At 71.2% G+C, this 15,688-nt stretch carries 27 protein-coding genes and 1 pseudogene; 25 read left to right on the top strand and 3 right to left on the bottom strand.

What is annotated here, in order from left to right; translation table 11 throughout:
• Positions 1 to 9: 9 nt before the first annotated feature.
• From ACFUEL_RS09320 to ACFUEL_RS09255, 14 genes are all read left to right on the top strand, one after another.
• The gene (locus ACFUEL_RS09320; RefSeq protein WP_380235447.1) at positions 10 to 834 is read left to right on the top strand and encodes a hypothetical protein; all 825 of its coding nucleotides are present in this window, start codon (positions 10 to 12) and stop codon (positions 832 to 834) included.
• Between the two features lie 61 nt (positions 835 to 895).
• Complete coding sequence (locus tag ACFUEL_RS09315; protein WP_380235446.1) at positions 896 to 1,081, top strand: hypothetical protein; 186 nt, start codon at positions 896 to 898, stop codon at positions 1,079 to 1,081.
• A 52-nt stretch (positions 1,082 to 1,133) separates the two neighbouring features.
• Entirely contained in the window at positions 1,134 to 1,439 is a 306-nt protein-coding gene (locus tag ACFUEL_RS09310; RefSeq protein WP_380235445.1) for an antirestriction protein ArdA, read from the top strand.
• 99 nt (positions 1,440 to 1,538) lie between these two features.
• A complete protein-coding gene (locus tag ACFUEL_RS09305) occupies positions 1,539 to 1,868 on the top strand; it encodes a hypothetical protein (protein WP_380235444.1) in 330 nt (109 codons plus the stop codon).
• 97 nt (positions 1,869 to 1,965) lie between these two features.
• Positions 1,966 to 2,247, top strand: a complete 282-nt coding sequence (locus ACFUEL_RS09300; protein ID WP_380235443.1) for a hypothetical protein — start codon at positions 1,966 to 1,968, stop codon at positions 2,245 to 2,247.
• A gap of 44 nt (positions 2,248 to 2,291) precedes the next feature.
• Positions 2,292 to 3,032, top strand: coding sequence for a hypothetical protein (locus tag ACFUEL_RS09295; RefSeq protein WP_380235442.1), 741 nt, complete (start codon positions 2,292 to 2,294; stop codon positions 3,030 to 3,032).
• Between the two features lie 90 nt (positions 3,033 to 3,122).
• Positions 3,123 to 3,593 carry a hypothetical protein gene (locus ACFUEL_RS09290; RefSeq protein WP_380235441.1) on the top strand — a complete coding sequence of 157 codons (471 nt, stop codon included), beginning with the start codon at positions 3,123 to 3,125 and terminating at the stop codon, positions 3,591 to 3,593.
• A gap of 65 nt (positions 3,594 to 3,658) precedes the next feature.
• Positions 3,659 to 3,847, top strand: coding sequence for a hypothetical protein (locus tag ACFUEL_RS09285; protein ID WP_376052994.1), 189 nt, complete (start codon positions 3,659 to 3,661; stop codon positions 3,845 to 3,847).
• Between the two features lie 54 nt (positions 3,848 to 3,901).
• Positions 3,902 to 4,582: a hypothetical protein gene (locus ACFUEL_RS09280; RefSeq protein WP_380235440.1), complete on the top strand. Its 681-nt coding sequence runs from the start codon at positions 3,902 to 3,904 to the stop codon at positions 4,580 to 4,582.
• Between the two features lie 66 nt (positions 4,583 to 4,648).
• Positions 4,649 to 5,146: a hypothetical protein gene (locus tag ACFUEL_RS09275; protein WP_380235439.1), complete on the top strand. Its 498-nt coding sequence runs from the start codon at positions 4,649 to 4,651 to the stop codon at positions 5,144 to 5,146.
• A gap of 96 nt (positions 5,147 to 5,242) precedes the next feature.
• Entirely contained in the window at positions 5,243 to 5,728 is a 486-nt protein-coding gene (locus tag ACFUEL_RS09270; RefSeq protein WP_380235438.1) for a hypothetical protein, read from the top strand.
• Between the two features lie 48 nt (positions 5,729 to 5,776).
• On the top strand, positions 5,777 to 5,992 hold the full coding sequence (locus tag ACFUEL_RS09265; protein WP_380235437.1) for a hypothetical protein: 216 nt from the start codon (positions 5,777 to 5,779) through the stop codon (positions 5,990 to 5,992).
• A gap of 35 nt (positions 5,993 to 6,027) precedes the next feature.
• The gene (locus ACFUEL_RS09260) at positions 6,028 to 6,393 is read left to right on the top strand and encodes a hypothetical protein (protein WP_380235436.1); all 366 of its coding nucleotides are present in this window, start codon (positions 6,028 to 6,030) and stop codon (positions 6,391 to 6,393) included.
• A 1,218-nt stretch (positions 6,394 to 7,611) separates the two neighbouring features.
• Positions 7,612 to 7,902: a hypothetical protein gene (locus ACFUEL_RS09255; RefSeq protein ID WP_380235435.1), complete on the top strand. Its 291-nt coding sequence runs from the start codon at positions 7,612 to 7,614 to the stop codon at positions 7,900 to 7,902.
• A 233-nt stretch (positions 7,903 to 8,135) separates the two neighbouring features.
• Here ACFUEL_RS09255 and ACFUEL_RS09250 read toward each other — a convergent pair whose 3' ends face one another.
• Both ACFUEL_RS09250 and ACFUEL_RS09245 read right to left on the bottom strand, forming a co-directional pair.
• Positions 8,136 to 8,711 carry an HD family hydrolase gene (locus ACFUEL_RS09250; protein WP_380235434.1) on the bottom strand — a complete coding sequence of 192 codons (576 nt, stop codon included), beginning with the start codon at positions 8,709 to 8,711 and terminating at the stop codon, positions 8,136 to 8,138.
• Positions 8,708 to 9,898, bottom strand: a complete 1,191-nt coding sequence (locus ACFUEL_RS09245; RefSeq protein ID WP_380235433.1) for a helix-turn-helix domain-containing protein — start codon at positions 9,896 to 9,898, stop codon at positions 8,708 to 8,710. Before ACFUEL_RS09245 ends, ACFUEL_RS09250 begins: the two co-directional genes overlap by 4 nt.
• Positions 9,899 to 10,095: 197 nt before the next feature.
• Between ACFUEL_RS09245 and ACFUEL_RS09240 the strand changes: the two genes are divergently transcribed.
• Entirely contained in the window at positions 10,096 to 10,662 is a 567-nt protein-coding gene (locus ACFUEL_RS09240; protein ID WP_380235432.1) for a hypothetical protein, read from the top strand.
• On the opposite strand, the gene ACFUEL_RS09235 is transcribed toward ACFUEL_RS09240, so the two are convergent.
• Positions 10,659 to 10,901, bottom strand: a complete 243-nt coding sequence (locus ACFUEL_RS09235) for a hypothetical protein (protein ID WP_380235431.1) — start codon at positions 10,899 to 10,901, stop codon at positions 10,659 to 10,661. The two genes, ACFUEL_RS09240 and ACFUEL_RS09235, sit on opposite strands and share 4 nt — an antisense overlap.
• A 328-nt stretch (positions 10,902 to 11,229) precedes the next feature.
• On the opposite strand from ACFUEL_RS09235, the gene ACFUEL_RS09230 reads away from it, so the two are divergent.
• The 10 genes and pseudogenes from ACFUEL_RS09230 to ACFUEL_RS09185 form a co-directional block, all read left to right on the top strand.
• Positions 11,230 to 11,412, top strand: a complete 183-nt coding sequence (locus tag ACFUEL_RS09230) for a hypothetical protein (protein ID WP_380235430.1) — start codon at positions 11,230 to 11,232, stop codon at positions 11,410 to 11,412.
• Positions 11,409 to 11,660 (top strand): hypothetical protein, encoded by a 252-nt coding sequence (locus tag ACFUEL_RS09225; RefSeq protein WP_380235429.1) that lies wholly within the window; start codon positions 11,409 to 11,411, stop codon positions 11,658 to 11,660. The genes ACFUEL_RS09230 and ACFUEL_RS09225 overlap by 4 nt, the downstream gene beginning before the upstream one ends.
• A 5-nt stretch (positions 11,661 to 11,665) precedes the next feature.
• Positions 11,666 to 11,950: a hypothetical protein gene (locus ACFUEL_RS09220; protein ID WP_380235428.1), complete on the top strand. Its 285-nt coding sequence runs from the start codon at positions 11,666 to 11,668 to the stop codon at positions 11,948 to 11,950.
• On the top strand, positions 11,947 to 12,357 hold the full coding sequence (locus ACFUEL_RS09215) for a hypothetical protein (RefSeq protein WP_380235427.1): 411 nt from the start codon (positions 11,947 to 11,949) through the stop codon (positions 12,355 to 12,357). The genes ACFUEL_RS09220 and ACFUEL_RS09215 overlap by 4 nt, the downstream gene beginning before the upstream one ends.
• An 83-nt stretch (positions 12,358 to 12,440) precedes the next feature.
• A complete protein-coding gene (locus ACFUEL_RS09210) occupies positions 12,441 to 13,010 on the top strand; it encodes a hypothetical protein (RefSeq protein WP_380235426.1) in 570 nt (189 codons plus the stop codon).
• Positions 12,974 to 13,831, top strand: a complete 858-nt coding sequence (locus ACFUEL_RS09205; protein WP_380235425.1) for a protein kinase — start codon at positions 12,974 to 12,976, stop codon at positions 13,829 to 13,831. The genes ACFUEL_RS09210 and ACFUEL_RS09205 overlap by 37 nt, the downstream gene beginning before the upstream one ends.
• Positions 13,831 to 14,286: a GNAT family N-acetyltransferase gene (locus ACFUEL_RS09200; RefSeq protein ID WP_380235424.1), complete on the top strand. Its 456-nt coding sequence runs from the start codon at positions 13,831 to 13,833 to the stop codon at positions 14,284 to 14,286. The genes ACFUEL_RS09205 and ACFUEL_RS09200 overlap by 1 nt, the downstream gene beginning before the upstream one ends.
• 32 nt (positions 14,287 to 14,318) lie before the next feature.
• A complete protein-coding gene (locus ACFUEL_RS09195) occupies positions 14,319 to 14,504 on the top strand; it encodes a hypothetical protein (RefSeq protein ID WP_376050309.1) in 186 nt (61 codons plus the stop codon).
• Positions 14,505 to 14,644: 140 nt separating this feature from the next.
• A complete protein-coding gene (locus ACFUEL_RS09190) occupies positions 14,645 to 14,851 on the top strand; it encodes a hypothetical protein (RefSeq protein WP_380235422.1) in 207 nt (68 codons plus the stop codon).
• A 154-nt stretch (positions 14,852 to 15,005) separates the two neighbouring features.
• Positions 15,006 to 15,635: pseudogene (locus tag ACFUEL_RS09185) on the top strand (carbohydrate-binding protein); the annotation flags it as partial.
• Between the last annotated feature and the right edge of the window lie 53 nt (positions 15,636 to 15,688).

The following is a 15,688-nucleotide window of genomic DNA, read 5'->3' as shown; positions in this document are numbered from 1 at the left end:
GAACTGATCATGAGCGCGACCCTGACTGACGAACTCCTCTCCGCCACCGGCCAGCACTGCCACCGGTACGACTTCATGACCCGCATGGAGTCGGAAGCGGATGCCCACGGATGGGCCCGGATGGGCATGGTGCTGGACGGCACGGGGGCCCTGCTGGAGGACGGGGAGGGGTGGCACCAGCACGAATCGGAAGCGCTCCGCGCACAGTCCAACTGGGCCGCCGCGTGCCGGATCATGGCGGACGCCGCCGGGGAGTGCGGGACGCTGTGGGACGCGACCGGCGACGGGATCATGTACGACGCCGACTCGTTCCTGGCCAGCGACGCCGCCCGCCGGATCGCTGACGCGCTGGCCGGGTACCCCCTGCTGGACGACGACGACCACAGCGCCCGTGAGTGGGCCGCGATGGTGGACGAGATCGAAGGGTCGCCCGTCGGCCTGCCGGACGGCGTCGATGGCGAGGACGTACTCCGCGAACTCGACTTCCCGTCCCCGGGCGAGATCACCATGACCATGATCGAAGAGGCCCTGTCCGGCATGGGCTACGCGCAGTGTTCCGACTGCCAAGAGTGGCTGACGCCGATGGACGCCCGACCCGGCGAACCACTGTGCCGTGACTGCGCGTTGGCGGAATCCTGCCCGCCCGTGCACTGGACGTCCGCGACCCTGACGGGCGGCTCCGGCTGGACCACCGGCGAACCGCTCACGGCTGTTCTCCAGCCCTACCTGGACGGCTACGCCACCCGCCAGGGAGCCGCGTACCGCGAAGACGTCCGCGCCATCGTTCGGGGTAGCGCAGAGGGCTACAGCGCCGTGTACGGCCGGGCCGCGTAGGCACCAGGCCCCGCCCCCTCCCGACCTCTCAACTCCCGCACCACAGAACGGAAGTACCACCATGACCCGCGCCGACATGATCCGTCTGTCCGGTTACTGGCCGCGCTTGGCCAAGCTCGGGATGGACCACCCGGAGGACGTGCACGCGCTGTTCGACGCCTTCACCGACATGCGCCGCGACCCGGAGTTCGCCCGGGGCCTTGACCTCCTGTTGGACGAGCTGTTCGACGCCCCCGACGCCGCCTGACACCAGGCCCCACCCGCCCCCGCACCCCGCACCGCCCCGAGAGAGAACCACCGTGAGCCGCACCGCCGAGTACCTGACCGAACTTGCCGAGGATGCCGGAATCGTCGCCGAGCTGGAAGCCCTCACCGCCTACGCCGCACTGGTCGGCAGCGCCGAGTACGCCGTCGACACCTTCGAAGACGCCTACGAGGGCGAGTGGGACGACTTGGAGGACTTCGCCCACGACCGGCTGATGGAGACGGACGACGAGTACCGGGCCGCGATGGAGAGTTGCCGGGGGTGGCGTCCCTCCCTGGACATGATCGCGTGGCACTGCGACTTCATCCACAGCGGCGGCTACGTCTTCCGCTCCGTCTGAGCCGTGCGCCCCTGGTGGCGGCCCGGCCCGCCCGTCGGGCCCCCGCCAAGGGTGCACAGACACCAGACCCCACCCCCTCCCCACCCCCGGAGCGAAGCCATGCCCGCGAACCCCAACCACACCCCGGACGAGACCGCCGACCAGTTCGCCGCGATCGTTGCCGACTTCCCCGACCCCGAAGTCACCGCCAGCGAGGACGAGTTCGGCTGTGAGTTCTGCGGCGGAGTGCTGGAAGCCGCAGCGCCCCTGTGGTTCGAGATCTACCGCCGCCCCGACGGCACCCCTGGCGTCTACGTCTACGGGGTCGGTGTCGAGTCCTCCACCGTCAGTTGCAAGGAGTGCGGCCAGGCCGCCGGGGACCACCTGGACCGACTGATCACCTCCGCCATGGCTCCGTTCGATGCGGCGCTCACCGGCACGGAGGTCTGAGCCGCTTCGGTGGCGGCCGGACGCTCTCCGGCCCCCGCCGTGGCCGCTCAGGCACCAGGCCCCGCCCCCTCTCCCGCCCCGAAGGAACAGCGCCAGCATGCCTACCATCACCGACCCGCACCGACTCCCCGACGGCGTCGAACTGGACGTCTACACCTGCCGCTTCTGCGGCTACTTCATGGAGGCCGACGCCCGCCTGTGGCTGTGCGTCCGCCAGCAGGCCGACGGTACCCCGCTGGTGTACGTCGATGGGTTCGCCACCGGCACCACCACCGTCCGCTGCGGCCAGTGCAGCTACGCGGCGGACGACGAGATCGGCAAGGCCGTGGCCGCGCTGGTCACCCGGGGCACCCGCGAGGTTGCGGGGATCGTGCTGTGACCGCCGAGCCCCAGGCCCTCCGCTGCCCGTGCGGCGGAACCCTCGTGATCACCGCCCCCGTGTTCCTGCGGGTCGTCCACCCGCACGGCGCCCTGCCCCCGGCTCTCTCAGTCCTCGGGCTGGACATCGAGTACGCCGAGACCGCGTGCAGCACCTGCGAGGCCCCCGCCCCCGAGCAGTTCGGCCAGCAGCTCGAAGAACTGATCTGCGCGGCAGAGAACCGGCTCAGCCGCCGCGACGGCTGGCACCAGGCCCCACCCTCCCCGCACCACCGAAGGAACAGCGCCACCGTGAACACCACCGTTGCCCGTCTCGAAGCGCTCGTTGCCCGCGTCTACCGCAATGAACAGGCGTGGGAAGCCGCGTTCGAGGACATCCCGACCTACGACGCCTCTGCCCCCTACCAGGCCGCCGCCGACAAGTACATGGGCGACGTGGACGAACTGGACGACGAACGCGCCCACGACAGCCGGGAACTGCTGCTCACCCTGACCGCCGAACTCGAAGCGCTCGTTGCCGAGTTGGAGCACACCCCGGAGGAACGCCCGTTGATCAGCGCCGAGGACTTCGCGCTCCTGTCCCACTGGGTCTTCGGAGACCGGATCGGGGCCAACATCGCCGACCCCGACGGCATCGCCACCGCCCGACTCGCCGAGGCCGGATACCTCACCCCCGGAACCGTCCCCGGCGCGTGGCGGCTCAGCAAGGCCGGACACACCGCCCGCGCCGACTACACCAGGGCCCACCCCGTCGGCCGCGTCGTCGGCCGCATCCCGCTCACCTGACCGGCCCCGCCCGGGGTGACACCAGGCCCCACCCCGGGCGGCTGGCACCAGGCCCCACCCTCCCCGCACCACCGAAGGAACAGCGCCACCGTGAACCACCGCAACACCTACGCCGAACTCGTCCAGCAGCTCGGCGACCACGCCACCATAAATGGCGCAAGGGCGTACGCCACCGAGGACGACTCACCGAGCACCAGCGTGTTCGCGCTCGCCCAGCGGCTCGCCCGGCACGCACTCCACCACGGCGCGACCGTCACCCCCGGCCCCTGCGGAGCCGTCACCGTCGAGTGGCCCCGCCCCGCCCGCACCGTCCGCGTGGTGTGGCGGCCGGTGATCCGGGCCGCGTGGGTCGACCTGTCGGAGGCCCTGCCCGAGTGGACCCCCGACAGCCGCGCGTACGGCAAGGGAGCCGAGGACGCGAGCAAGCTGCGCGGCTGTCGGCTCAGCCGCGCGGGCTTCCGGGCTTGGGCCGAAGCCGCCGGGTTGAGCGGCGACGACGGCGCGTGGTTCGCCTACGACACCGGCTACGACGACTGGTGGATCTCCCACGAGGGCCGCTGACACCAGGCCCCGCCCCCGGCCGGCATCGGCCCCACCCCGCCCGCACCACCCGCAGGAGGTCCACCGTGCCCCGGTACACCGTCCGCATCAACAACACCGAGACCTACGAGTACGAGGTCGAAGCCGACAGCCCCGAGGAGGCCGAGGCCGAAGCGCTGGACATCTTCGAGAGTGACGCCCGCGAAGACGGCTACAGCCACGGCCACGAACCCGACGTCCGCGACGCCGAGCTGCTGCACGCGCTCGCCGCGTGACCTCGCGCTGACACCAGGCCCCACCCCCGGCACCACCGAAGGAACAGCACCGCCTTGAGCACCCCCGACTACAAGCCGACCGTCCTCCGCACCGAGCTGCTGGCTCTGGCCGAAGGACTCGTCCAGGCCCTCGGCCCCGACGAGTGGACCGTCGACCCCCGCCGGATACCCGACTGGTCCCCGGCCGTCGAACTCGTCCGCGCCGAGGACCAGGCCCGCATCCTGATCCAGCCGGAACGCCTGCGCCCCGACCGCTTCGGACTGCTCGGCGTCCTGCCCGCGAGCGGCACGTACTACTACCGCCACGACCTGAAGGCCGGGGACATCACCGTTACCCGGGCCAAGACGGCGGCCCAGGTCGCCCGCGACGTGCAGCGGCGGCTGCTGCCCGTCCTGGATGCGGCGGTGGCCGAGATGAGCGCCCGACAGCACCGGCACCTGACCGGCGTGCATGAAGTGACCACCATCGCCCGCCGGTTGAAGTCCGTGCCGCTCACCACCGGCCAGGCACCCGGCGAGCAGGCCCAGCGCCGGGGCGAGGACACCACCCGCACCCTTCAGTGGAACCAGGGCGCGGGGACGTCCTGGCGGTCGCCGCACGCGGAGATCAAGGTCAGCCGCGCCGAGTACAGCGGCGTCGAGATCACGTGCTCCCACCTCACCCCCGACATGGCCGAGGCCGTACTCCGGGCCCTCGTCGCCTCGCTGCCCGCCACCACCGCCGAGGCCGCGTAGGCACCAGCCCTCATCCCTGGCACCAGGCCCCACCCCGTCCTGCACCCCCGAAGGAACAGCGCCACCGTGAACAGCACCACCCTGACGACCACACTCCGCCTGCCCCGCGAGAACGGGCACGAGACCGTCAGCGTCACGACCCCGGCCGGTCGCGGCGCACAGGCCAAGCACTCCAAGGCCGTGCAACTCGCGCTCGGCCTGCCGACGCTCAGCAGCCCCGGCCGGGCCGTGAAGATCGGGCCCGGCCCCCGGCCCGCCACGAAGCCCAGCAAGACCCGCACGAAGGGGACGGGGTGGCAGCGCTGGACCGAGCCCGACGGCCGGGTCCGGTACGGCGTCGCCAGCGACACCGACCCCAGCGTTCTCGGCCTGCTCCGCCCGACCGTCAACGCGACCCGCGCCCGGTTCCGGGTGGTCGTCCCGGCCGACGGCGGAGAGCCGTTCGTCATCGCCACCGCCCCCGGCTTCGGCTGGTACCGCGACACCAACACCGAGATGGTCCCCGCGCTCCTCCAGGACTGTCTGCCCGGCCTGCTCGTCAACAGCACCGCGCTCGCGGCCTGACCCGCCCCGGTGCGGCCCGGACACCCCCGTCCGGACCGTGCCGAGGCCCGGCCAGACCCCAGGCCCCACCCCCGAGCAGTCCAGGAGAGCCGCAGCATGCCCAAGTACATCGTCACCGTCGACGTCATCACCGTGCACGTGGTGCCCGTCCTCGCCAACAGCCCCGAGGCGGCCGAGGCCGAGGCCGGACGGATCGTCGCGGGCGACTGGGAGACCTGGTTCGACCACGCCGAACCCGTCGTCGTCGGCGACGCGCAGACCGAGGCCGAGTACGACTCGGTGGCCGAGGTGGCCCTCCGCGCCCGCATGGCCGCCGTCGCGCCGCACGTCCCCGTCCCGGCCCGCCGACCGAAGCCGAGCACCCCCGCAAAGCCCCGCACCACCCGGACCGACCACCACGCCGACGGCTCCGAGTGCCCGCCCGCGCACAAGCACACCAGCAGCGGTAAGCCGCGCACCGAGGGCTGCCCCGGCCGGGCGTACTCCACCGCGAAGTGCACCTGCGGGTGGACCACCCGCAGCACCGTGAAGACCTACGTGGACGAGACCCGTAAGCGGCACACCAGCACCGAGCACGGCTGACCGCCCGCTGGCACCAGGCCCCACCCCGTCCCCGTCGAAGGAACACCCGTGCACGCCACCCCCGAGCCGCTGCGAGTCATGGACCTGCCCTGGCACCTGACCTTCGGCTACGCCAGCCCCGGCACCGCCCCGCACGCCACCGCCGAGGACACCCCGCTGTCGGAGCGGCGGGCCCTGTGCGACCCGGACACCCCGCTGTTCTCCGCCTGGGCGCTCAACGGCGACCCGCTCTGCCCGGCCTGCGCCGCGCTCGTCCAGCTCTGACAGCAGACCCCACCTTGACCAGCCCGGAGAGCGCCGTGCCCACCACCACCGCCCCCGCCCGCTACACCCTCGCCTACCCGCAGGCCCGGCCCGGCCAGCCCTCGTTGACCGTCCAGTTCACCGCCACCGTCGACAGCAAGGGGACGTGGACCGTCGAGCGGCAGCCGTCCGGGCCCGCCGGTCGAATGCTGACCGGCGACCAGCCCCGCCGCTACTACGGCGACGACGCCCAGGCCCGTGCCGTCGCAGCCTTCCGCGGCCTCGTCGTGCGCGAAGTCCTGCACGTCGCGCAGACGCTCGGCATGAACCTGGAGCCGCGGGACGTCCGGTTCTGCGGCGCCCACCCGACCATCGACGGCATGGACGCGGGGGCGTGGCTGGACGCCCTCGGCTCCAACTGACCGCCGTCCCGCTGACACCAGGCCCCACCCCCTCGCACCACCGGCAGGAGACACCAGTGCCCACCCTCCTCACCCCCTGGATTCCCGGCGGCGGCACCGCCCTGGAGTGGGGGCTGCGCAACCCCTGCCCCGTCGGGGTCGGCCCCGGCGGAACCGCCCGGGTGCAGTGGTGGCTGGTGTGGTGCCTGGACTGCGGCGACCGGTACGCCGGCCGCCCGGCCCAGGTCGGCGACGAACACAGCCACCGCGACGACGCCCAGTTCGCCGCCCGGCTCCACGCCGACGAGCACGAAGCCGAGTTCCGCCGGTTCGCCGCCGCCCGGCGCACCGAGGAGGCCCGCGAGAAGTCCGGGTGGACGACCCGCGTGTACGACCTCGTCGCGGCGGCCACCCGGGAGGACCCTGACGGCGGGGTCTGGTGGGACGGCACCGGCTACCGCCTCGTCCCGGCCGGGGCCCGGCTCGGGGCGAAGGGCCGCCGGGTGCGCCGCCGCGTGGTCGAGCTGGTGCTCGCTGCCGGGTTCCTCCGCCAGGACGAGCACGGGGAAGTGTGGGCCACCGCCGACGGCCGCGCCATGCTCACGGCCTGGCGCCAGCACCGCGCCGACCTCGCCGAGCCGTGGCCCGCCCGCCACGAACCCGAGGCCCTGCCCCCGCTCCCCGGTGGTCAGGAAGTCGCCCGCCGTCGGGAGGCCGCCCGCCAGCGGCACATCGAGCTGGAGCGGTGGCGGGCCGAGAGCCGGGCCGAGGCCGAGCGGGTGCGCGAGCGCGCCGAGCCGCAGCACCAGGCCGAGCTGGCGGCAAGGAGCCAGCACGCCGCCGACGCCCAGGCCGAGCGCGAGCGCGCCGAACGCGCCCTCACCGGGGCGGACATCGCCCTGACGTGGTCCGCGGTGAGCGCTGGCCGCTGGAGCGTCACGGGTGCCGGCCACGACCGCCGCCTGGACGTCACCCTCAACACCACCGACTTCGCCTCGGACATGTACGAGGTCCGGGAGAACGGGCACTTCATCTCCCGCCACCCCTACCGCCACCAGGCCGAGGCCGCCCTGCGGCAGCTCCTCGCCGACGGAGTCGAGATCGGGGCGTGGGCACCAGGCCCCACCCCGGCCGCCGTCGGCCGGCCGAGCGCCCGCGGCTTCGCCGACCGCTGGCACCAGGCCCCACCCCTACCCCTCCCGACGGAAGGACCCACCCCTGACCATTCACCCGGACAACGTGCTGCCCAACGGCCGCTGGGACGACCGCCTCTTCGAACTCGACTACGAGGGCCGCAGAGGGCACTACCGGGTCGTGCGCGGCCTGGGCGAACAGATCGGAACCGTGGAGAAACGCGGGGGCGTCTGGATGCCCAGGGACACCGCCGGTGCCTGGGTGGGAGCCGCCGCCGGGCACTCGGGCTACCTCACCCGTCAGGTGGCCGCCATCGAACTGTCCATCGCCGTCCCGCTCCCGCCGCCGGCCGAACTGGAGCAGTACCGGGTGGCGCCAGGCCCCACCCCCGCGTAGCCGCTGGCACCAGGCCCCACCCCCGGGGCTGTCGGAATGCCGGGTGTCGGAGCCCGATTCGGGTTGAGTCCCACTCCCAGAGCCTTATGTATAGATATTTTTAGAATGCCAATAAAAATGACATATTGACATAAACCACTCCGCTGTCCACAACCCCGCTCCCTGGCGCGCCGCGCACGGCGAACCCCCGCCTGCGGGAGCGGGGGCTCGACCTTGGACCTGTGGGAGTGGCGTTACGGGAGGTAGACCTTCTGCCACTCCAGGGAGGTCATCGTCAGGGCGGCCTTGGCGAGGGTGCGGGCCGACTCCGTCTTGAGGTTGCCGAGGCTGCTGTCGATCCATGGCTGAACGTTCTGGTACCCCTGCTCACGGTACTCCACTGCCTGGATCAGGCACTCCAGTTTGTCCGCATCGTGGGCGACGGTGACTTCCAGGCTCTCGGCGTTCTCGTACTCCTCCACGATCGCCTGGACCCCGGCGGTAACGGCCGGGTGGGCAGCACTGACCTGGTCGGCGGTGACGCGCTCGTTCGATGCCGCAGTAAGGTAGCGCCGGCCGATGTGGGGGATGTCGCTGACCCGGGTCTCCTGGGTGTCGTGGAAAAGGCACAGCAGGGCGACCTTGGCAGGATCGGCGCCCTCCATCATGGCGAGCACCGCGCCGACAACGCCCGTCCGGAACGAGTGTTCAGCGATCGTCTCGGGATCTTTGACACCCGCGATCCACCAGCCGGAGCGCTTCGCCCGCTTGAGCATGCCCGCTTCGAACAGGTAGCCAGCGGTGCCCCTCGCCTGCTTGTCGTCCGTCATTGCTGTCCTTCACTGTTGGATCGGTTATTGCTGTAGCCCCCTACCCGCAGACCGTAGTGCAAAGACTCCAACTCTCGCCGGGACTGTTGTGAAAGGCCGTCACTGTCGAGTAGTGCGCGCACTCGTGAGGCCAGGCCGCGGGCTGTGCTGGGGTCAGCGTCAGCGAGGCCGCGCCGCGAGAGCATGAGGGCCCAGATCGAATGGACGTACAGATCGGTGTACTCGCCCGCGCGATCCAGCCTGATAGCGAACTGACGCAGCAGCGAGGAAGCGTCCCACGCAGGGCGGTCCTGCTCGGCCATGAAGGCATCACTGGTCTGAGGACGCGGATCGAGCCCGAGCCAGTGGGCCCAGTAGTTCAAGTTCGCGGCTTCGAAGTCGTCGTTGTCGGTGATCGAGCGGGCAATGAAGTCCCGGAGCAGTTCGGGATCTCCCTGCCTCGCAAGCGCCGCCGCGACCGATCGGGCCTCGGCCCATCGGGGTGACCACCCGGAGCCGGCCGAGGGAATCCGGCCCCGCCGTTGCATCCCCCCGAACCACTCGACAACGTCGCGGCTCTGATCGTAGGACGACAAGTACCAGACCTGTCGCCGGAGCAAGGCACTTTCCTCGCCTCCGCTCTCCACCAGGTCGGCGGCGTGTTGGAGGTTGTCGAAGAAGCGTTCGCGCATGGCCCGCCCGAGAATCGGCGCTGTGGAGATGGGACCGCTACGGGGGGCAGGGAGGCTTAGCTCGGTAGCAACCGCGCCGGGCAGAATCCCGCTGACCGCCCAGCCGATCATGTGTGTGGTGTCTCGGGTGAGCACCCACCCCGCCAACGGGTGATCCAGCGCCTCAGCCCCCGTAGGGCGGCACTTCAGTATCTCCCCCAGGACGAAGTCCGCGTCCATGGCAAGGCTGATCAGGTCCACCAGCCTTGTAGGGGCCCCCAGCAGGATCAGCTTCCGGCGCAGCACCACCAGGTTGCCGGCCTTGGTGGAGGAGAGCGGCCGACGGCCCGACTCCCAGCCCTGAACGGTGCTCTTGTCGACGCCTAGGTCCGCCGCCAACTCGTCCTGGGTTCTCGGGATTTGCTCACGGATCGTCTTGAACAGGACTCCCGAAATCACCCCCTCCGGCACCTGGTCGGCCTGAGACTGACTGCCAGTCAGTGTCCGGGTGCGCCTAGGTGGCGTCTGAGTAGCCATTCGGGGCCCCCCTTGGCCTCAATCGTCCGGTAACTCGTACTGGCAGTCCGTCGAGCCATGCACTCACCGCCCGTAACTTTGTGACTACGGCATCGCCGGTGACAGCGGAAGCCTAGTACCAAATCGGCCTTCCGCGAACGCGGTGATGCCCTGCCGCAAAGCTCTTTGCAGCACCCAACCCGAGCAGGAGGACCAGCATGTCCACCAGCACCATGCCCTCGGCCAGCCAGGTCGGCGAGCGCGCCCGCGCGATCCTGGCGGCGATCCAGGCGGACCCGGAGTTCGCGGCGTTCGAGTCCGCGACCCTGGAGTACTCCAGCGACTGGCAGTGCTTCACCGGGTTCCCGACCATCAGCGAGTGGAACCTCGACACGGACAAGGCCCCGCTGTTCGCGGAGGGTCTGCGCGCCATCGCGCTCAAGGCTGCGGCCTTCGAGCTGACCGGCAGTGAGACCGCCGCCGAACTGCCGCTGCCCGTCCCCGTGGACGAGATGACGCACGCGATGATCGCGCAGCCGCAGCTCCTCGCCCGCATCGCGGCCCGGACCGGCTTCACGCTGATCCACCAGACCGACCAGGAACACACCGACTACACCAGCGGGGAGTACACCCACGCCGCGTACGTGGCCGCCTGGGAGACCGAGCCGCCCACCCGGTACTGGCTCGACAAGACCGAGGTCGACCGCCGTCTGGCCGTCCTCGCGGAGAAGTACGACTCCATCGGCTTCGGCCGCAGCGGGCGCCAGCACGCCATCGCGTTCTAGGTCTCCGGCACCGCCTGGCCGGCACTCGCGTACCGGCCGGGAGGAAGTCCGATGCGGTCGCCGTGTACGCAGGCCGGGACTCCCTCCCGGTTGTACCGGAAGCCGTCGGCCGGGTTGAACGGGTACTCCCGGCTGGGGCGTTCGAGCACATCGAACTCCCCGGCCGGGAGACGGAGGCTGGGGCAGATCCAGCAGGCGTCGTGATCGTCGTCGTCGTTGATGAACGGGGCGGCGGACATGGACGCAGAGTAGCGAGAAGTTCACCGAGACATACAAGAGGACTGACTGATGGCGCGCCGCACCTCCCCACGGGTGTACCGCGAGATCGACCCCGGGCCGAGCAAGAACGAGAAGAACGCACTCCCGCCGGGCTGGTCGCCCCTGGACGACTACCGGGCAGCCCAGGCGGAGAGGACTGCTCAGTCCCCGAGCGGCGAGATCTACATCTCCGCCATTCGGTCGTCGTGCGTCTGCCCTCAGTGCGCGGCCCGAAGGAACGCGGCGTAAGCACCCCAACCGGCCCGCGCGCCTGCGGCCGGCACCCCGACGACTTGGAGAGATGCAACCGTGAAGGCCGAGAACGGCAGCTTGGCCCAGGGCGACCCGGTCCGCCATCGCACGGGCGGGTGGACGGGAATCATCTCGCCGACGCCGAGCAACCTCAGCGGCCGGGTCTGGGTCGACCGAGACAGCTCCGCGGCCGAGTACCCGGAACTGGTCCCGCTGACCGACTTGGAGGAGGCGAGTTGAGCGAGACGCCGCCGCCCTTCCGGCTCGTCGGCGACGTGTACGACTTCGAGCGGCCCGACGGCTACCGCCCGGGGAACTGCTGGGTCTGCCGCCGGGACGCGCTGGTCTGCATCGGAGTGACGCTCCAAGCCCCGGGCGACCCCGAGAGCACCCACCACCCCATCTGTGACGACTGCATCACCACGGCTCGAACCCCCCGCCGCCGCGCCGCGCTGCGAGCCGCGCTCGACGCGAAGCGGTCGGCGTAGACGCCGTGGACGAGCAGGACGAGTACCGCGCCGCCACCGAGCGCACCTCTCGCGGAACACCCACCCCCAAGACGGTCGTCGTGGCCTACACCGTGGCACTGGTGGTGCTGCTGGTCCTGATCACCGCGCTGATCGCATCCGGCCGGAGCAATGCCCACCCGCGCCGCGCCCTCTGGCACCCACACACCTCCGGTTCGGCGGCAGTGAGACTGTCGCCGAACCGGAGCACCACCGCCCCACTGCCCAGCCTGCTGGCTGGGCAGCGCCAACCCGATAGGAGAGGCACGTGAACACCATCGAAACCAGCACCGCGCTGGCCGAGTTGGGCAAGTTCTTCAAGATCGCCGGTGAGCGCTTCGACGCCGGCCTGTCCGCCCCGCAGATGTTCTCCGGGGCCGTCGACCTGGCGTGGCACCAGCTCACCGAGACCCCCGCCGCGCACGACGCCTTCACCACCGAGCACGCCGGCCGCAGGCTCGTCCACGCGGAGAGCGGGGGCGAGGGCTGGATCGAGTGGGTGGGCGCCTACACCGAGGCGTACGGCCCGCTGCCGGAGGTCTGGTTCACCGACGCCGACGGCACCCTGGACACCGAACTCCTCGGCCGCTACCGCGACACCGGACGGGTGTGGGCGGAGTGGAACTGCTCGCCCGCCCCGGGCGACGGCGACCTGGCCCCGGCGGCGTCCTACCTGTGACCACCGCACCACGCGACGGGGCGCCCCGGCCGACCGCCGGGGCGCTCCGCCTCATTGAGTCCCGGACGGAGTTCCCCGCCTCCGTGGACGTGGGGCCCTACCTGGCGGGGCTGTTCGAGCACTGCCCGTTCCTGCGGCCGTCCGTCCGGCGCGGCATGACCGGCTGGACGGTCTACGAGATCGCCCCGGGCAGTCACCGGTACGCGGTGGAAGCGGAGCTGTTCCACGCCGGGGTCCAGGCCGCGGAGTGGGTCCGTCCGCTCATGGCACGGCCGTTCGGCACGCTCGTGTGCGAGAACGTGGTCCTGCTCGGACAGTGCGAGGACGCGGACCACCGGGAGCTGCTGGCCTGGCCGCACTGGGCGCTGAAGCACCTGTACGCCCCCGTCGGGGTCATGTTCGGCAAGTTCGCGCAGGGCGCGGTCGAGACCGACCGGAGCGGGCGGAGCATCCCGCCGCCGCCCTTCTCGTTCCTGCCGGTACGGGCGGGCGTACGGCCGCTGGACCCGAAGTTCCTCACGGGGACGCCCGACCTCGCCACGGCCCTGGCCGTGTCGGTGGACGACGGCCGGGACGTCTTCGAGCACATCCCTTGCGAGTGGAAGGCAGTTCGAGAATGGGCGAGTTCCTTGCCGAGGCCGCGGAAGCCTTGAAGGCCGCAGAGGCGCTGTGCGGGCCCGTCGCGCTGACGGAGATCAGCGACCGACGCGGCTCGGCGGTGTGGAAGGCCAGCGGCCCGGCCGGTGCGGCGAGCATCAAGCTCGGCATCGGGGAGGCCGCCGAGGTCACCGCCCGCGAGGCGTCCGTGCTGGACCGGTTGCCCGGCTACGAGGTGGCCGTCGGCCGGTTCGACGGCGGGGTCTGGTACGTCACCCGCTGGGAGGAGGGACCGAGCACCTGGCACCAGTTCCGGTCCGTACGCGCCGGCCGCGACGCCACCCGCTCCGAGGCCCTGGCCAGTGCCGTCCAGGTCGCCCGGGCCGTCGCGGATCTGCACGGCCTCGGCTGGATTCACGGCGACCTCCAGCCCGCCCACGCCATCCACACCGAAGGCGGGGTGCGGCTGATCGACTTCGCCTGGTCCCGCCAGCTCGGCGAAACGCCCTGGACGGCGTTCCGGGGCACGATGGTGCACCTCACCGCGCCCGAGCTGGCCGCCGAGATCACGGCAGGCGGCCAGCCCGTGCTGACCACCTTCATGTCCGACGTGTACGCCCTCGCCGCCTCCCTGTGGACCTGCGCCACCGGAGACTGGCCGCTGGACTACGAAGCCGCGGGCATCGACCGGCAGAGCATCGGCCCGGCCGCGCTGCTCGAAGCCATCGGGGAACGGGCCGTCCCGCTCGCCGACAGCGAGGTCTGGCCCGAGCTTCAGCAGGTGCTCAAGCCCGTGCTGCTTGGCGACGCGAAGGACCGTCCGCTGGCCACCGAACTCGCCGACCAGCTCACTGCTCTGCACGAGGCGGGCCGCTGATGGTCGAGTTACGGGAACTGGTGCTCGGTGATGCCCGAGCCCTGCCCGGCATCTACACCGCCGAGGCGGTGCGGTACCTGGGCCGCCCGCCGATGGAGCACACGGAAGCGGTCTTCCGCGTCCGCCAGGCGCTCGCACCTCCCGCCGGGCTGCCCCGCGACCACGTGCTGGGCATCACCGCCGACGGCGAACTCGTCGGCACCGCCACCCTGCACCAGCGCTCCGCCGACACTGCCGCCGTCAGCTACCTCCTACGGTCCGACGCCTGGGGCCGGGGGTACGCCACCCACGCCGTCCGCCACCTGCTCGACCTCGCCCGACGCCTCGGCGTCTCCCGGGTACACGCCCGCCACCACCCCGACAACCCCGCTTCCGGCCGCGTCCTGACCAAGGTGGGATTCGTCCCGACCGGCCAGCACGCCGGATTCCCGACCTACACCGCCCACCTGTCGTAGACAGCCTGCGCCCACCCTCCCGGAGCACCCGCGTGGAACACCCCTTCCTCCTTCTCGCCCTGACCGTCTACCTGTTCACCAACTTCCGGTACCACCGGAAGCCCCGGGACGAGCACGACCTCGGCAAGCTCGTTTACGCCCGCATCGGTGCCCGACGCACCACGGAGATCTGGCGAAGGGGCGTCTCCTTCGACATCCAGGTCTACGAAACCCACTGACCATCCCGAACCCCCGCCGGCCTCCCCCCTCCGGCGGGCACGGCCCCCGCCCGCGCGTCCCCCCGAGGCGCCAGGGCGGGGGCCTTCCACCTGGAGAGCAATTGAACGCGGACATGTGGGCGTTCACGGTGGCCAGGCTGTTGAACGGCATCACACGCCAGGAGATAGGGCTGACCCGCTTGGACGAGGGCGGGTACCGCCTCCACTGGCAGACAACGGGTGATCCGTTCATCGAGGCAGCCACGGGGCCGGTCCTGTCCGTGGGCACCGCCTACGGCTACTCGTCCCGGACGAAGACGGTCTGGATGGAGGTCGGCGAGTACCCCGGCCGCACTACGGTGCCCTGACTTTGCACCCTCCCCTACCTCCAGCGAAGAGGGTCAACGCACTGCCCAGCTTGCGTTGTTCTCCCAGGAGGGCGATGCGTTCCCCGATGGCTTAGCTCCATGCATCTTGGAGTATTTCCGCAGGTCGGGAACAAGGTGCAAGGATGGTACGTTCTCCCAGGGCTTCACGCCGAACAACTACTCGATCATGCCGTTCGACGGCGGCTTCAGCGGGGCGGCGGCGCAGACCGACGCGCTGGTGAAGTTCAACCAGATCCTGCAGAACACCTTCGGCTGGAGCGAGGCCACCGCGTACGCCCACGAGGGCGTGTCGATGATGAACGGCCGCACCGACGCCGCCGAGTACTTCCGGCAGGCCGACTTCCAGACCGTGCTGGACTTCGCCACCGCGCACAAGCTGGCCCGCTACACCTACTGGTCCGTCAACCGCGACCGGCAGTGCCCCGGCACGGTCGACCCCGGCCTGTCCGGAGCCTGCTCCAGCGTCGCCCAGAACGACTGGGACTTCACCAAGTACACGGTGAAGTTCGCCGGTGCGACCCCGCCCACCAGCAGCTCCCCGTCGCCGACCAACAGCACCTCGCCGAGCACCGGGACCAGCTCCTCCCCGAGCACCGGCACCGGCACCTGCAGCCCGGCCTGGTCCGCCTCCACCACCTACGTGGCGAACAACAAGGTCAGCTACAACGGCCACAACTACCACGCCAAGTGGTGGACCCTGAACGAGAACCCGTCCGCCAGCGGCCAGTGGGGCGTGTGGGCCGACGACGGCCCGTGCTCCTGAACCACCCCGCGTGAACGAACGGGCCGCCCGGTCCCGAGCCTCGTGCTCGGGAC

The sequence above is a fragment of the Kitasatospora sp. NPDC057198 genome, from assembly GCF_042670125.1.
Lineage (GTDB): Bacteria > Actinomycetota > Actinomycetes > Streptomycetales > Streptomycetaceae > Kitasatospora.
Note: the sequence above shows the minus strand (reverse complement) of the source record. Positions and strands in the feature narration are given on the sequence as shown.

What these genes read in the sequence shown, in the direction of transcription:
- ACFUEL_RS09320 (WP_380235447.1), top strand. Translation starts at nt 10, where the DNA reads ATGAGCGCGACCCTGACTGACGAACTCCTCTCCGCCACCGGCCAGCAC.
- ACFUEL_RS09315 (WP_380235446.1), top strand. Translation starts at nt 896, where the DNA reads ATGACCCGCGCCGACATGATCCGTCTGTCCGGTTACTGGCCGCGCTTG.
- ACFUEL_RS09305 (WP_380235444.1), top strand. Translation starts at nt 1,539, where the DNA reads ATGCCCGCGAACCCCAACCACACCCCGGACGAGACCGCCGACCAGTTC.
- ACFUEL_RS09300 (WP_380235443.1), top strand. Translation starts at nt 1,966, where the DNA reads ATGCCTACCATCACCGACCCGCACCGACTCCCCGACGGCGTCGAACTG.
- ACFUEL_RS09270 (WP_380235438.1), top strand. Translation starts at nt 5,243, where the DNA reads ATGCCCAAGTACATCGTCACCGTCGACGTCATCACCGTGCACGTGGTG.
- ACFUEL_RS09250 (WP_380235434.1), bottom strand. Translation starts at nt 8,711, where the DNA reads ATGACGGACGACAAGCAGGCGAGGGGCACCGCTGGCTACCTGTTCGAA.
- ACFUEL_RS09245 (WP_380235433.1), bottom strand. Translation starts at nt 9,898, where the DNA reads ATGGCTACTCAGACGCCACCTAGGCGCACCCGGACACTGACTGGCAGT.
- ACFUEL_RS09240 (WP_380235432.1), top strand. Translation starts at nt 10,096, where the DNA reads ATGTCCACCAGCACCATGCCCTCGGCCAGCCAGGTCGGCGAGCGCGCC.
- ACFUEL_RS09235 (WP_380235431.1), bottom strand. Translation starts at nt 10,901, where the DNA reads ATGTCCGCCGCCCCGTTCATCAACGACGACGACGATCACGACGCCTGC.
- ACFUEL_RS09205 (WP_380235425.1), top strand. Translation starts at nt 12,974, where the DNA reads ATGGGCGAGTTCCTTGCCGAGGCCGCGGAAGCCTTGAAGGCCGCAGAG.
- ACFUEL_RS09200 (WP_380235424.1), top strand. Translation starts at nt 13,831, where the DNA reads ATGGTCGAGTTACGGGAACTGGTGCTCGGTGATGCCCGAGCCCTGCCC.